Raw genomic sequence first — 16,472 nt, forward strand, 5'->3', positions numbered from 1 at the left:
TCCCAAATTTCAATAAGGTAAACGCTCCAATTAGGATATTTGACGTTGTCTAATTGCTTCGTATAAAAATACTCCACAGGCTACCGATACATTTAACGATTCAATTTTGCCAAACATAGGAAGCTTAGCTTTTTTGTCTACACTTTTCAAAATTGAATTTGAAACTCCTTTAGCTTCGTTACCCATAACAATCGCTGAAGGCTGTTTAAAATCTACATCATAAACAGTATCATCTGTTTTTTCTGTAGCGGCTACTATTTGTACTCCTGAAGATTGTAGATAGAAAACCGCATCTTTTATATGATTCACTTTTACAATTGGCAAGTTGAAAACTCCGCCGGCAGAGGTTTTAACGGTATCAGCATTTAGTGGTGCGCCTCCTTTTTCCGGAATTATTATCGCATCTAAACCGGTACATTCTGCAGTTCTTATAATCGCACCAAAATTACGAACATCGGTAATCTGGTCTAACAGAAGGAAAAGGGGAGTAGTTTTTTTTGTAAGAATTCTTTCTATAGTTTCTTCCAGATTTCCAAATTTAATTGGTGAAATGGTGGCTACCACACCCTGATGATTCCCCTTAGAAAGCTTATAAAGCTTTTCTTCGGGAACAAAAGAGATATTATAACTTCCTTTTTGAATAAGATGGTTCAATTCCTGATATAAAGGTCCTGAGAGTCCTTTTTGTATATATACCTTATCAATACTCTTTCCACCCTGGATAGCTTCAATAACCGCTCTAATTCCAAAAATACGTGTAGTTTCTTCCATATTACAAAGGTATGCTTTGTGATTAAATTTGTATAAAGTTAATGCATAAAAAAAGCCACCCAGTTAGGGTGGCTTTTTAAATATTTAAGAATGAAATTTATTCTTCCTCGTCAGAATCATCTCCGTCAGAATCATCTCCGTCAGAATCATCTCCGTCAGAATCATCTCCTTCAGAATCATCTCCTTCAGAATCATCTCCTTCAGAATCATCTCCTTCAGAATCATCTCCTTCGGAATCATCTCCTTCAGAATCATCTCCTTCAGAATCGTCTCCTTCTTCTTCAGACTCTTCTTCTTCTTCTTCTTCTTCTTCTTCCTGGAATTCAAGTACCTCTATTTCACCTTCAGCACCTTCAGTTAATTCACCTCTGGTAGCTGCAAATTGATAGAAAATAACATCTCCCACTTCAAGATCAAGTCCACTGTAATCAAAATCACTCATGCTTACAGAGCCTTCATCCGTAGGAAGATCCAAATCTTCAATCATCATATATTCAGCCTCTTCGCCATTTTTCACCCATAGGTTAACTTCATCTATAGGGGCAGAAGTAGTACTAACAGTATATTCTAATTCAACATCGTCTAGCATATTGATAGCAGCTTCTTCCGGGTTGTCATCACCAAGTTCTACAGCTTCAACAACACTTATGGTCGCTGGTTCTTCAGAAATTTCACCATTAGAAAGGTTAGAACGTACTTTTACTGAAAAAGTAGAGTCTACTGCGAAAGCTCCTAGATCGGCTGCGTTAAAAGTTGCCATATCGCCAGAAATATCAGCAGTTGTTAATGTGCTGCCATTCTCGATTATTTCTACTGATTCTATAGTAACACCTTCCGCTGTAAATAATTCGATGTTCAAGTCCTGATCAAAATCAAAGACAGTTAAGCTGCGGGTTTGTAAGTAGGCATAACCACCAACTTCGCGATTTTCATCTCTATATCCATTATCATCTGGTTCGCAGGATGATAATCCAACTACTGCAATTAGGCAGAAGCTTATATATTTAAAAATATTTTTCATTTTATTCTTTTTAAAGTTCTTGTTCAAATTACCAATTACTCAACGTCCCAGAAAATGTTAGTTCCCTGTTCGTCTCCTCCAATAGCATCTGAAGCAGCACTCCAGTTAGCTTCGTTTAGGTTTTGCTCGTTAATTGGGTAAGTGTAACGTACCGGTACATCATTTCCTGTACTCGCAGGTAGATTGAATTCCGGAGCGTCAAACCTTCTCCATACATTCCATCCCTGGAAAGGATTGTCATACATCGCTAACCAGAACTGAGTTGCCAATTGGTCTTCTGAACCATCGTAGGCTACATCACCATCTGATAGGTAATCTTCAATTTCTCCTTCAGCAACATTCCAGTATTCCATAGAAGCAGTAATGGCAGCCTCATAATGCTCTTCGGCAGAACCGCCTACAGCGAATCCGTTTTGAGCAGCATCGGCAAGTAAGAATCTTACCTCGGCATAGTCCATTAAGATTCCAGGATTGGTAGGATCCCTAAATGGATCTCCAACATGTGTGAAATTTTGGAACGAATTACTTGCTCCATAAACTCCACCTACATAGGTGTCTTCACCTAAGTTAGTATCAAGGTAAGCTGATCTTCTTGGATCATCAAGCTCATTTAATACATCTACTACAGTGTTAGCTGAAACGTAATCTGAACGTCCACTCTGTACTAGGTCTTCCCATAATGGGTTGGTATTTGGTGGTGCAGACTGGAAAGGTAATAAAGCATTGTCGGCATTGCTTTCAAAAACTCCGTTAGAATATGCTTCTTCAGCATTTGTTTGGGCTAATGATGGGTTTACATCAGAAACTTGCATAGCCAATCTTAATTGTAGAGAGTTTGCAAATTTTTCCCATTTCCCCATATCTCCGTTATAAAGAAGATCTGTTGCGCCTGCAAAACCCTGTCCTGCACTTAGGTTAGCACTAGCAGTGCTTATTCTTGAGATTAAATCATTGTAAATAGTTTCAGCGTCATCATAGGCTGGAGAAATATTATCCGCACCTCCTAATGCTTCAGTATAAGGAATATCACCAAAAGTATCTACAAGAACCTGCCAGGTGTAAATTTCTAAAACTTCAATTTGAGCAATTCTTGTTGTTTTTTCTGCATCGCTAAGAAGGGCTTCTTCCTGAACCTTCTCCTTGGCATCCATAAGGTTGAAAATGCTCCATCTGTATAACCTATTCCAGTGATTTTGTGGGATGTTTCTATTGTTTATATTGTAGTTTGGCTCATCTAAATAAGTTGTAGTTGTCCAGTACTGCGATATAAATCTAAAAATGTTAATGTTAACGTTAGGACTTGCCATTTGTCTGGCCAAATCTTTAGTTGCACTGGTAAACAAGAAGTCTGCAGCTACGTCCGTCGGATTCTTAGGATCTCTATTGAGATCTTCATATTGCTCATCAGTTTGGCAAGACCAAAGCGTTGCTAGAGCAATAAAAGTTAATATATATTTTTTCATTTTAATATTTATTAAAAGTTAAGTTTAAGGCTTGCACCTATTTCTCTAAACATTGGATAAGCACCAGATTGGTATCCCTGAGTATTACCGGCACTAAGTCCTGATTCAGGATCAGAGTATGGCATATTCTTATGAATAATCCAAAGGTTCCTACCAATTACAGAAAAAGAAGCTCTTGTAAATGGTAACCTATCAGTTATTTTTTCGCTTAATGCATAAGTTAGGTTAACCTCTCTAAGTTTTACGAAAGAAGCATCGTAAACATGTCCTTTGTTTGCATCTCTTGCATATCCATAAGGATTAATGTGAGAATCAAAAGGAGCTCTTTTATTGTTAGGCTGACCATCTTGTGTAACTCCAGGAAGAATGATGCCACCACCTTCAGCTAAAGAATTTCTCATTGGATTTCCTAGATCATTAGTTCCAACTGTTTGGTCAAACATACCGGTTGCAAAACCATACCAGGTATCAAGAGAGAAAATATCTCCACCTTTTTGAACATCGATTAAGAAACTCAAGCTAAGGTTTTTATATTGAAAAGTGTTTTGAAGACCACCGGTCCAGTCTGGTTGTATGTTACCAATGATTTCATTATTATTTGCACTTCTTAAATAGAAACCATCTGCTCCAACAACTTTATTGCCACTGTCATCGTAGATGTAATCTGTACCTCTTATGGCTCCATAAGGCTCACCAGGTGCGGCATTAATAGTTACACCACCTTGAAGAGAAGGGCCTATTTGAAGGTTGTCTATTCCCTGTGCTAAGCTTAAAACTTCACTTCGGTTTCTTGCCCAGTTAATATTCATGTTCCAGTTAAAGTCTTCAGTTCTTACAGGATTTAAACGTATAGAAGCTTCAATACCTTTGTTTTCAACTGTACCTGCATTGAAAAATACCGAAGTAAAACCAGAAGCCATAGATACTGGTACCGGGGTGATTTGATCTTCAGTCTGGCTGTTGTAATATGATACATCAAAACCTATTCTCCTATCAAAGAAATTTGCCTCAAGACCAACTTCATAAGACTTTGTTCTTTCAGGGCTAAGATTAGCATTGTTTAAGACTGCTTGATTACCGGCAATACCTGCTCCTGCAAAAGGAGTGCTAAGAACATAAGTGTTAAGTACACTAAAAGGTAGAGCATCGTTACCAACCTCAGCATAGTTAGCCCTTACTTTTGCAAAGTTCAACCAATCTGCCTCTACGATATTAGAAAGTAATAAACTTGTTGAAATAGATGGATAGTAAAAAGTATTGTTTTCAGCAGGTAGTGTAGAAGAACGGTCTCTTCTTATTGTACCTTCAACAAAATAGGTATCTAAATAACCTAAACTAGCTCTTGCATAAATACCATCAATCATTCTTGTGGCATCGTATTCGTTAGGAGGTAAAATTGGATCAACACTATTGCTTAATGCATAAAAACTTGGAGCATTAAGGCCACCGTTAGTAGAAGCTCTAATAGAACTGTTCTCATTTCTTCTTAAGTTCCATCCTAAGTTCCCGTCAAAATTTAATCCTTCAGCAATATCAGTATTTGCGTTCAAAATAAGATCGTAGTTGTATTCAGCGCCTCTTCCGTTGTATCTAGAGTATCCTGATACACCAACACTACCTACATTTCTTCTTTCTTCCTGTAATTCATCGTACGTATCAAATGAGAAACGTCCTAAAACACTAAAAATATCATTGATCTCATAGTTCAGGTTAATGTTACCAAAATACCTGTTACGAGTATCAGTCTGGAAGTTTTCATAACGCGTCCAATATGGGTTGTCCATATAGATTGGTGTGCGGTTTGTTGGACTATTTGGATTCCATGTGATGTTTTGCCCTGTAGCTAGATAAGCATCTCTTTGTTCATAAACATCTACGTTAGTTTGCCACCACTGGCGAAACTGTTGCATTGGGTTCTCTGAGTCGTAACCCGTACCGTATCTACCTTTACCGTCTGTTTTGGTATAAGTAATGTTAGCGCTTGCGCTAAAATCATCCGTAAATTCGTGATTACCGCTAAATTTAATAGTATTTCTTTTAATTCTACTATTAGGTAGGTTTCCTTGATTATTTAGGTTAGTTACACTAAGTCTAAAAGTACTTGTTTCGTTACCACCATCTAAAGCCACAGAGTTTATAGCTGTATAACCTCTTTCCCAAAAATCGTTAGGTGTGTTTTGTGCTGCTTCCCAAGGGGTTGCTTGTTGGTAGGTGTCTAATTGTGGGTAAATAGAATTCCATTGGTAAATTGGCTGTCCTTCAAAACGACCCCCCATTGATACATCTTCCGTGAAAGGAACAAATGGGATATTAGGATCAAAACCATCAGGAAGATCTAAATTATTATACCTGTTAAAGAATGGGGTGTCATAGAATGCACCATATCCAGCTCCATATTGATCCTGGTAAACAGGAAGCGTATTATCATCCACAGAAGAGGTCATAAATGTTGAATTGATAGAAATACCAATCCCTTTTTGTTTAGATCCTTTTTTAGTTTCGATGATAATTACACCGTTAGCAGCTCTTGCTCCATAAAGTGCTGTCGCAGCTGCCCCCTTTAATACGTTGATCGATTCAATGTCGTTTGGGTTAATGTCTGATGCGGCATTACCATAATCATAACCACCACGACCACCTTGCTGATCAGCAGTGTTAGGAGTTTCGTTACTAATAGGAGTACCATCAATTACGAAAAGTGCCTGGTTGTTACCAGTTAAAGAAGCGTTACCACGAATTACAATATTCGTAGAACCTCCCATAGTACCAGAACTCTTAATGTTAAGTCCAGCTACTTTACCGGAAAGTGAGTTCATGAAGTTGGTTGTTGGTACATCAGAAACTTCAGCGCCTTCAACCTCCTGAGTTGCATAACCTAAAGATTTCTTTTCTCGTTGAATACCTAAAGCGGTAACAACAACTTCATCTAGTTGGGCAGAATCTGTACTTAATGTCACATCTATAGTGTCATTATTTGCAACAGTGTATTCTGCAGTTTCCATTCCAACGAAAGAGTAAACCAATACATCGCCTTCAGTGGCTGCAATGGAATAATTTCCGTCAAAATCGGTTTGGGTACCTGTACTGGTTCCCTCAATTAAAACGGTTACACCCGGAAGGGGTAACCCGTCTTCATCGACTACCGTACCGGTAATCGTTCGTTCTTGTGCAAAGGTAATTTGCACCACTAACACCAATAAAAGTGTTAGAATACTACTAAACTTTGTTCTCATTTTTAAATTTGTTTGAATTAGCCAACGCCAAAAGTGCTAATAAATGGTTAACTAAACAAAATTTAAACTTTAAAATAAAATACAAGTGTTAAACAAAAGTCACCGAATTTGTTTATTGCTCTAAAAATCAGAGGGTAAGAGTGATTGTTAAATTTGTTAAAAAAATATTTTGAATTAAGTAAAACCAAAAATATTCTAAAATTCCTGATTTTAATGATGTTTTTAAGAACTTCTCAAGAAGAAATGAACAGGAATAAAAAAGGGATTCACTATTGAATCCCTTTTTCATTATTAGTTTATGTTAATTTAATTGCTTGGAAAAACCCAAATATCGTCATCTAATAAATGCCCTCCCTGAGCTTGAATTGCAGCTTCGTAAGCATCTGGGTTGGATTGTCTTTCAGAAATTGGGTATAACAATCTTCTTGGTATTATTCCTGAAGGGTTATTTCCGTTTTCTCCATCTGGGTTTGGTGTTATACTAGGGAATCCTGTACGTCTATATCCGTTCCAAATTTGCATTGGGGATTGACCATACAACGCTTTATATTTTTCAGTAATTATAGTTTCTATACTAGCGCTTCCAATACTTGAAAGGTATGCATTAGCATTTGCTGTTGTTACTCCTAAGTAGCTCATATTTGCTAAGATAGCTTCTTCCATTGCTTCGGTGCCATCTCCACCTGTTCTTTCCAATGCTTCCGCTTCTATAAACTTCACTTCAGCATAGCTAATTACCGGAGAAGGGCTATCTAGTTTGCTCCAAAATAGGTTAGGATCATTAGCGTCAAAATAACGAAAAGTTCCACCCGCGCTCTCATTCATATATAATGGCATTCTAGGGTCACCCATCATAAGATTCGAAAAATAATCTCCTATAACCATTGTGTTTGGTCTTTGGAATCCGAAGAGTGCTAAAGGATGACCACCATTTTGCGTATTCTCAAAAAAGAAGTCTAATTGATCAGTATTACTGCTCGTAGCCATATCTAATTCGTCTAATGCCATTTGTGCGGCATTAGGATTTACAATAGTTTGCTGAATATAAAAGCGCGCCTTAAGACCGTGGGCGGCACTTATCCATTGTTCATTGCTGCCTCCAACTAAATCACCTTGAATCCCTGCAGGATCTTCAGCATTTAAATCGGTTATGGCTTCTGATAGAAGTGTTTGGAGAACTCCATACAATTCTTCCTGATCATCATATTTAGGGGATAAATTGTCTTCCCCTTGAAAAGCTTCAGAGTATGGTACGTCTCCCCAGGCGTTCGTTGCCAACCCTAAATTAATGGCCATGTATATTTTAGCCAAACCTCTTGTATTAGGGGCCTCTAAGTTCGTGGCTCTTTCAATAATATCGGCAGCATCTCTCATTGAACCTGTGTATAAACCAAAGTCCCAAGGATTGTTGGTGTCGTTTTCGCCTATTACATAAGTGGTGTATTGAAGTTGCTGAGCATCAACTCCTTCCCATTGTTGGGTTATTATACCCGCATATCTACCTAGGACAGCACCAATATTTCTATGGGTTTGGGTTTGCATCGCTGGCACAATCGCTACCAATTCCACATTTTCACCTCCAGGACGTGTAGGATCCTGATTGGTAGAATCATAATCACACGAGCTCAAAAATGCAACACAAATTATTGCTAATTTTGATATATTGTTTTTTATATATTTCATGATGAAGCTTATTAAAAGTTAAGTTTTACGGTTAGCGCATAGCTGCGAGTATTTGGTTGGTTAAAATAATCTAAACCGATACCATTTGATGCGCCAGTTAAATTGGTTTCAGGATCAATGCCAGGATAATCTGTTATGAGGAATAAGTTTCTTCCCGCCAGGGTAAAAGAACCGCCAGACAAGAATGTGTTATCTATAAGGCTGGAAGGAAGTGAGTAAGTAATTGAAGCTTCTCTTAATCTTACCCAAGATGAGTCAAAAATATAGTCCTCAGAGACTCCTCCAAACGCATATCTTGTCCAATAATTTCCTCCTAAACCGTTGGCTGGATCAGCAAGGGCTACTTCAGTAGTATTTGTTTCTCCTGTATTTGCGTTAACACCATCAAAAACAAAGTCTGTAATATCCCTTTGTTCTGCGGTAGTTTGTGAAGTTCCGAAATAATCGACAATTCCGCAAGTTCCACACCATACATCACCACCCTGTCTAATATCTAATAAAGCAGAGATGCTAAAGTTTTTGTAGGAAAGTGTGTTTCTTATTCCCGCGGTCCAGTCCGGAATTGGATCTCCAACCACTCCATCAATTGGATTCACAATAGGGAAACCGTTGTCTCCAATTAATAATTCACCTGCATCATTTCTTTGAAATCTTGAACCAAAGATGGCTCCATAAGGTTGACCGGCAATAACTCTACTTGATGTAGAGGTGAAACCAGCTAATAGAATAGACTCAACATCTGGTGCTAGTTCTACAACATCGTTCTCAAAAGTGGTCCAGTTAACATCTATGTTCCAATTAAAATTCTCTGTTCTTACAGGTTGTAAACCGGCAGTAACTTCCCATCCTTTATTTTCAATTATACCTGCGTTTAGAACCCTTGCCGTGTAACCTGTCACTGCTGGTTGATCTACTTGAATAATTTGATCTTCTGTAGTTTTGTTGTAGTAGGCTACATCAAATTTTAATCTGGAGTTGAAGAAATTGAATTCTGCTCCCACTTCATATTCTGTGGTGACCTCGGGTCTTATATTAGCGTTTCCAAGCAAGGCAGATCTTTCAAAAGCTACGGTTGAAAATATTGGAAATTGATTAGCGTCTATAAAGCCATCTCCTCCGGCGGCGGCTGCTCCATAATAGGTGAGAGTGGAAAACGTTGGAGCGTCATTACCAGTTTTACCGTATGATCCCCTTAATTTACCGTAGTTCATAATTCCACTGTCCCATAACTCTGTAAAAACAAAACTTGATCCAAAGCTGTAAGATTGGAAAGAGTTGTTGTCTTCAGGTAGGGTAGATGACCAGTCGTTTCTAAAGGTTCCGTTTATGAAAAAAGTATCGTCGTAAGCAAAACGAGCATCTGCAAGCACTGCATCAAGCTCTCTTCTATCTATTGATTCTGATACCGCCTGACTTGCTGTATTAGAAATAACGAAAAAGCTTGGTATTGTCATTCCTAGCCCGGTAACCTGATCAAATTGAGTTTCAGTTTTGTAGCCATCATAACCAACCACGCCATTAAATAGCAATTTATCACTAATTTCCTTCTCTGTTAAAAAGAGTAATTGTGTGTTAATATCTTCATTAAAAATAGTTTGGTTAAAAACTTGCCCTTGTGGGTTTCCTGCAGAATTCACATCAATCCCTTGTTTTCTCTTATCAGCATACTGGTCATATCCAAAGGTTCCCTGAACAGTAGCCCATTCAAACGGCTTGTACTCAAAAGATAATCTACCAATAAAACGTTTTACATCGTCAAAAGCTGGGTTTTTTGATACTGTCCAATATGGGTTATCATAAATTCCGGCGCGGTAACTTCTTTGTGTTCCGTCGGGCAATTGATAAGTAGAAAGTGTGTTGGCTGCATCTCTTCCAGATGAACCATTACCATTGTCAAAAGTTGGGGTGGAGCGAACTAAGCCAAGCATTACACCTGATACGTTTGATCCTCTTTGAACTCTACGGCCACCGGAATTAATAAAGTTTGCGCTACCTGATATTTCAAAGTTATCGGTTAAAGCTGCGGTTATATCACTTCTAAAAGACGTTCTATTAAATTGTTCCTGAGGAGCGACACCAGTTTGGTCTAGATGAGATCCTGAAATATAATATTTAACATCTTCGGTTCCTCCTCTCACAGAAACATTATTGTCCTGAAGAACTCCTGTAGTAAAGAAATCATATTGATCATAGGCATTAGCTGGTTGGCCATTACCCTGGCCTGCAGGCACTAATCTACCGTTGCGATCGTAAGGGTATGAGGTGTCTCCATCAAATTCTAGGGAAGAAATTCTAGGTCCCCAACTAAACCCTTCTTGAGTTTCAGGGCCACGATATGTAGCTACACCACCAACAGGTTGTCCCTGTGCGAATTCACTTTGTAATTTTGGTAATTTATTTACTTCGCTAAATTGAAGCGTGGATGTTACTGACACTACCGGTGCACCGGTTTTACCTTTTTTAGTTGTAATGAGTACAACTCCGTTAGCGGCTCTAAGACCGTAAAGAGTTTGTGCTGCAGTTCCTTTTAAAATCTCTATAGATTCGATATCTGCCTGTGCAATATCTACCGCCCTGTTGGAAGCATCTACTCCACCTACACCATTTCCAGACGATGAGTTGTCAATTGGAACTCCGTCTATTACAAATAAGGGGGCATTAGATCTATTAATTGAAGTATTACCTCTAATTCGAATATTAGAAGAGGCACCTACGGATCCAGAAGAACTAACTACGCTAACACCAGCAGCCTTAGAAGATAGGGAGTTAACGAGGTTTGTTTCTCCGGTATTTTCAATATCATCAGCGGTTACTGTTTCGGCGGCGTAAGTAAGAGATCGTGGATTCGATTTGATACCTAATGCAGTAACAACCACTTCATCTAATTGTGCGGCATCACCTCCCATGGTAATTTGAACCTCTGTGGTCTCGTTGGTGATAGGGAATTCTGTAGTTTCCATTCCTACGAACGAGAAAACCAGAATTTCTCCAGTTTGTGCATTGATAGAAAATTCACCATCGAAATTGGTTTGGACACCTGTACTTGTTCCTTTAATTAATACGTTTACCCCAGGTAACGGTAAACCATCTTCATCCTGAACGCTACCCGTAATGGTACGTTCCTGTGCAAAACTTACTTGCACGACTAACGCTAAGAAAAGCGTTAAAAAAATGTTCATTTTGATTTTCATGTTGAGTTTTATTTGAATTAGCCAAACCAAAAATGCTAATAAATAGTTAATAAAGCAAGCTTTTGTGAAATATTTTAATGTTTTGTTAAGACTCATTATTCTGTCGATACCTAAGATTTAATTTAGGGTATGTTGAGTGTAAAGAAACTAATCGCGTGTAGTATTTGAAGTTTCGAGTTTTTGAGGTTTTTTTTGTAAGTATTAATATGTAGAATTAAATGAGATCTAGGTTGTTTAGATTGATGTTTATTTTAGGTTTTTACCTTTTGTTATATCATCCTTCTGAAAATTAATTAATTATAGTTTGATAAATTTGTTTTTATTTCTACATTTGCAAACCCTAAAAAACAGGGGATTAAATTTATTAATAATTAGGTAAAAGAAATTATGCCAACAATTTCACAATTAGTACGAAAAGGAAGAGCCCAGATAACCAAGAAGAGTAAATCGGCTGCTTTGGATTCGTGTCCTCAAAGAAGAGGAGTGTGCACACGTGTGTATACTACTACACCTAAGAAGCCAAACTCGGCTATGCGTAAAGTAGCTAGGGTTAGGTTGACTAACGGAAAAGAAGTTAACGCTTATATTCCAGGTGAGGGTCACAATCTACAAGAGCACTCGATAGTATTGGTTAGAGGTGGAAGGGTAAAAGATTTGCCAGGTGTGAGATACCACATTGTTCGCGGTGCATTAGATACTGCGGGTGTTGAAGGTAGAAGCCAGCGTAGGTCTAAATACGGAGCCAAACGCCCTAAAAAGTAATTAAAAACTTTTAATGTAAAGAAATGAGAAGAAGACAGGCCAAAAAAAGACCGCTTTTACCAGATCCAAAATTTAACGATCAACTTGTTACGCGTTTTGTGAACATGATGATGTGGGATGGTAAAAAATCGGTAGCCTTTAAAATTTTCTATGATACAATAGCAATTATAGAAGAGAAGAAACAAGACGAAGAAAAAACAGGTTTGGAAATTTGGAAAGATGCTCTTTCTAATGTTATGCCTCACGTTGAAGTTAGAAGTAGACGAGTTGGAGGTGCAACCTTTCAAATCCCGATGCAAATAAGACCAGATAGAAAAGTAGCAACTGCTATGAAGTGGTTAATTTCATTTGCACGTAAGAGAAACGAAAAATCTATGGCGCAGAAATTAGCTTCTGAAGTTCTTGCTGCTGCTAAAGAAGAAGGTGCTGCAGTTAAGAAAAGAGTTGATACTCATAAAATGGCTGAAGCTAATAAAGCATTCTCTCACTTTAGATTCTAAAATAAAATGGCACAAAGAGATTTAAAATTTACTAGAAATATTGGAATTGCAGCTCATATTGATGCAGGTAAAACTACAACAACAGAGCGTATCCTTTATTATACAGGAATAAGCCACAAAATAGGTGAGGTGCATGATGGTGCTGCTACTATGGACTGGATGGAACAGGAGCAGGAAAGAGGTATTACAATTACTTCTGCTGCTACGCATTGTAAGTGGATGTATAGAGATCAGGAATTTACGGTAAATATTATCGATACTCCTGGTCACGTTGATTTTACCGTAGAGGTAGAGCGTTCTTTACGTGTTCTTGATGGTGTAGTTGCATTGTTCAGTGCTGTAGATGGTGTTGAGCCACAATCTGAAACCGTTTGGAGACAGGCTGATAAATATAAAGTACCACGTTTAGGGTTTGTAAATAAAATGGATCGTCAGGGAGCTGACTTCTTTAATGTGTGTAAGCAGGTTAGAGAAATGCTAGGTGGAAACCCGGTGCCATTGCAAGTTCCAATTGGTGACGAAATTGACTTTAAAGGAGTTGTTGATCTTATTTCCAAAAAAGCGATTATTTGGAATGATGAGGATCACGGGATGACCTATGAGACTATAGATATTCCTGAAGAACTTATGGATGATGTGAATAAATACCGAACTGAGCTTGTAGAAGCTGTAGCCGAGTATGATGAAGCATTGATGGAAAAGTTCTTTGAAGATGAAAATTCAATTACTGAAGATGAGATTATTGCTGCGCTTAGAGCTGCAACCATAGATATGTCTATTATACCTATGATGTGTGGTTCTGCCTTTAAAAACAAAGGTGTGCAAGCAATGCTTGATGCAGTAATGAGATATATGCCTTCTCCAGTAGATGTAGAAGCTATTGTTGGAACAAACCCTGAGACTAATGAAGACGAAAGCAGAAAGCCACACGTTGACTCTCCTTTCTCTGCATTAGCATTTAAAATTGCTACTGATCCTTTTGTTGGTCGTTTGGCATTCTTCCGTGTTTACTCGGGAGCTTTAGATGCAGGATCTTATGTGTTGAATAATAGATCAGGTAAAAAAGAGCGTATTTCTCGTATTTACCAGATGCACTCTAATAAGCAGGAGCCTATTAATAGAATTGAAGCTGGGGATATTGGTGCAGCTGTTGGTTTTAAAGACATTAAAACCGGTGATACGCTAACTGATGAGAAACACCCAATCGTTCTTGAGTCTATGACTTTCCCAGAGCCAGTAATTGGTATCGCGGTAGAGCCTAAGACGAAAGCTGATGTTGACAAAATGGGTATGGCTTTAGCTAAATTAGCTGAAGAAGATCCAACTTTCCAGGTTAAGACTGATGAGATTTCAGGACAAACTATTATCTCTGGAATGGGAGAGCTTCATATTGAAATTCTTGTAGATCGTTTAAAGAGAGAATTTAAAGTTGAAGTTAACGAAGGTCAGCCTCAAGTTGAGTATAAAGAAACAGTAACTAAAACTGCAGAGCATAGAGAGGTTTATAAAAAGCAATCTGGTGGTCGTGGTAAATTTGCTGATATTGTTTTTGAAATGGGACCTGTAGACGAAGACTTTGAAGGAAAAGGACTTCAGTTTGTAGACCAAATTAAAGGTGGGCGTATTCCTAAAGAATTTGTTCCTTCGGTAGAAAAAGGATTTAAGGAAGCCATGAAAAACGGGCCAATGGCCGGGTTCCAAATGGATACTTTGAAGGTAATCCTTAAAGATGGATCTTTTCACCCTGTAGATTCCGATCAACTTTCTTTCGAATTGGCTGCAAAAATGGGTTACAAAGCCGCTGCTAAAAAAGCCGGCGCTGTAGTTCTTGAGCCAATTATGAAAATTGAAGTAGTAACTCCAGAAGAAAACATGGGAGATATTGTTGGTGACCTTAATAGAAGAAGAGGTCAGGTTAGCAGTATGTCTGATAGATCTGGAGCTAAGATTATTAAAGCAGAAGTGCCTTTGTCTGAAATGTTTGGATATGTAACAACATTAAGAACATTGTCTTCTGGTAGAGCAACTTCAACTATGGAATTCTCTCACTATGCTGAAACTCCTTCTAATATTTCAGAAGAAGTAATTAAGGCAGCAAAAGGTACAAACGAATAATATTAGGAAAATGAGTCAAAAAATAAGAATAAAACTAAAATCCTACGATCATAACCTGGTAGATAAGTCTGCAGAGAAGATCGTGAAAACTGTAAAAACTACAGGTGCGGTGGTAACAGGGCCGATTCCTTTGCCTACTCACAAAAAACTTTTTACTGTTTTACGTTCTCCTCACGTAAACAAGAAAGCTAGAGAGCAATTTCAATTGAGCTCTTACAAAAGGCTTTTAGATATCTACAGTTCTTCTTCAAAAACCATTGATGCGTTGATGAAGTTAGAATTACCTAGTGGTGTTGAAGTAGAGATCAAGGTGTGATAAAACCGGGTTTTCCTTTTTTAGAAGACCCTAGTTTAATACGCTTGAGTTAAACTCAAGTATACATGTCCCGAGCAGTTGGCGAGGGAAAAACGGAAGAAAGATACATTCAGGGCGAAAGTATTTTTCTGCCCTGAATTTTTTTAAATAAATAAGTAATAATCAATAATTAATTATGTCTGGGTTAATAGGAAAAAAAATAGGCATGACTAGCATTTTTGACGAGAACGGGAAAAATGTCCCTTGTACTGTTATAGAAGCAGGTCCATGCGTAGTTACCCAAGTCAGAACCAAAGAGGTTGACGGGTATGAGGCACTTCAAGTTGGTTTCGATGACAAAAAGACTGCAAACAAAGCGTCCGAAGGGCACGCTAAAAAAGCAGGAAGCGTTGCAAAACGTAAAGTCGTTGAATTCAAAGGATTTGAAGCAGATTATAAACTAGGTGACGCTATCACGGTAGAGCACTTTAATGAGGGAGAATTTGTAGATATTGCAGGTACTTCTAAAGGTAAAGGCTTTCAAGGGGTTGTGAAAAGACACAACTTTGGTGGTGTGGGTCAGGCGACTCACGGTCAGCATAACCGATTAAGAGCTCCAGGTTCTATTGGTGCAGCGTCTTACCCTGCACGGGTTTTCAAAGGAATGAAAATGGCCGGTAGAATGGGTGGAGAAAGAGTAAAAGTAGAAAACCTGAGAGTTTTAAAAGTCGTGGCAGATAAAAACCTTTTAGTAGTAAAAGGATGTGTGCCAGGTCATAAAAACTCATACGTAATCATTAGCAAGTAATGGAAGTAGCAGTTTTAGATATAAAAGGAAAAGAAACAGGCAGAAAAGCAAAGCTTTCTGATTCTGTTTTCGCTATAGAGCCAAACGATCACGCTGTTTATCTTGATGTTAAGCAATATTTAGCTAATCAGCGCCAGGGAACCCACAAAGCTAAAGAAAGAGCTGAGATTGTTGGGAGTACCCGTAAGATCAAGAAACAAAAAGGTACTGGTACAGCACGTGCTGGTAGTATTAAGTCTCCAATCTTTAGAGGTGGTGGACGTATTTTTGGACCTAGACCAAGAAATTACGGTTTTAAATTGAATAAAAATTTAAAACGTTTGGCTAGAAGATCGGCTTTGTCGATTAAAGCAAAAGGAGAATCAATATTCGTAGTTGAAGACTTTTCTTTTGATGCGCCAAAGACAAAAAGTATGATAGATGTTTTGAAAGCCCTTGGTATTCAGGACAAAAAATCACTTATAGTGTTGGGTGACTCAAATAAAAATGTATATTTGTCGTCACGTAATTTAAAAGGACTTGAGGTTGTAAATTCCTCAGAATTAAGCACTTACGGAATTCTTAATGCTAAGAATATTGTGCTGCTTGAAGGTTCTTTAGAAGGAATTGAGTCGAATTTAAGTAAATAAG

General features: G+C 38.1%; 12 protein-coding genes. 6 read left to right on the forward strand and 6 right to left on the reverse strand.

The window, feature by feature from the left end; genetic code table 11:
• Positions 1-30 precede the first annotated feature (30 nt).
• The 6 genes from rlmB to FG27_RS11540 form a co-directional block, all read right to left on the reverse strand.
• The gene (gene rlmB, locus FG27_RS11510; protein WP_037319186.1) at positions 31-771 is read right to left on the reverse strand and encodes a 23S rRNA (guanosine(2251)-2'-O)-methyltransferase RlmB; all 741 of its coding nucleotides are present in this window, start codon (positions 769-771) and stop codon (positions 31-33) included.
• Between the two features lie 97 nt (positions 772-868).
• The gene (locus tag FG27_RS18685; RefSeq protein WP_051935828.1) at positions 869-1,792 is read right to left on the reverse strand and encodes a hypothetical protein; all 924 of its coding nucleotides are present in this window, start codon (positions 1,790-1,792) and stop codon (positions 869-871) included.
• Between the two features lie 35 nt (positions 1,793-1,827).
• Positions 1,828-3,255: a SusD/RagB family nutrient-binding outer membrane lipoprotein gene (locus FG27_RS11525; protein WP_037319191.1), complete on the reverse strand. Its 1,428-nt coding sequence runs from the start codon at positions 3,253-3,255 to the stop codon at positions 1,828-1,830.
• 11 nt (positions 3,256-3,266) lie between these two features.
• Positions 3,267-6,488: a SusC/RagA family TonB-linked outer membrane protein gene (locus tag FG27_RS11530; RefSeq protein ID WP_037319194.1), complete on the reverse strand. Its 3,222-nt coding sequence runs from the start codon at positions 6,486-6,488 to the stop codon at positions 3,267-3,269.
• Positions 6,489-6,794: 306 nt separating this feature from the next.
• Entirely contained in the window at positions 6,795-8,171 is a 1,377-nt protein-coding gene (locus FG27_RS11535) for a SusD/RagB family nutrient-binding outer membrane lipoprotein (protein WP_037319197.1), read from the reverse strand.
• Positions 8,172-8,182: 11 nt separating this feature from the next.
• Positions 8,183-11,350, reverse strand: coding sequence for a SusC/RagA family TonB-linked outer membrane protein (locus FG27_RS11540; protein WP_231563311.1), 3,168 nt, complete (start codon positions 11,348-11,350; stop codon positions 8,183-8,185).
• A 399-nt stretch (positions 11,351-11,749) separates the two neighbouring features.
• Between FG27_RS11540 and rpsL the strand changes: the two genes are divergently transcribed.
• The 6 genes from rpsL to rplD all read left to right on the forward strand — a co-directional run bounded on the left by rpsL (position 11,750) and on the right by rplD (position 16,471).
• On the forward strand, positions 11,750-12,124 hold the full coding sequence (gene rpsL, locus FG27_RS11545) for a 30S ribosomal protein S12 (RefSeq protein WP_037319203.1): 375 nt from the start codon (positions 11,750-11,752) through the stop codon (positions 12,122-12,124).
• 23 nt (positions 12,125-12,147) lie between these two features.
• Positions 12,148-12,624 (forward strand): 30S ribosomal protein S7, encoded by a 477-nt coding sequence (rpsG, locus tag FG27_RS11550; RefSeq protein WP_037319205.1) that lies wholly within the window; start codon positions 12,148-12,150, stop codon positions 12,622-12,624.
• A 6-nt stretch (positions 12,625-12,630) separates the two neighbouring features.
• Positions 12,631-14,739: an elongation factor G gene (gene fusA / locus FG27_RS11555; RefSeq protein WP_037319208.1), complete on the forward strand. Its 2,109-nt coding sequence runs from the start codon at positions 12,631-12,633 to the stop codon at positions 14,737-14,739.
• 10 nt (positions 14,740-14,749) lie between these two features.
• Positions 14,750-15,055: a 30S ribosomal protein S10 gene (gene rpsJ / locus FG27_RS11560; RefSeq protein ID WP_037319211.1), complete on the forward strand. Its 306-nt coding sequence runs from the start codon at positions 14,750-14,752 to the stop codon at positions 15,053-15,055.
• 175 nt (positions 15,056-15,230) lie between these two features.
• The gene (rplC, locus tag FG27_RS11565; RefSeq protein ID WP_037319213.1) at positions 15,231-15,842 is read left to right on the forward strand and encodes a 50S ribosomal protein L3; all 612 of its coding nucleotides are present in this window, start codon (positions 15,231-15,233) and stop codon (positions 15,840-15,842) included.
• A complete protein-coding gene (rplD, locus tag FG27_RS11570) occupies positions 15,842-16,471 on the forward strand; it encodes a 50S ribosomal protein L4 (RefSeq protein ID WP_037319215.1) in 630 nt (209 codons plus the stop codon). Before rplC ends, rplD begins: the two co-directional genes overlap by 1 nt.
• Position 16,472: the final 1 nt, after the last annotated feature.

The organism is Salegentibacter sp. Hel_I_6 (assembly GCF_000745315.1).
Taxonomy (GTDB): Bacteria; Bacteroidota; Bacteroidia; order Flavobacteriales; family Flavobacteriaceae; genus Salegentibacter.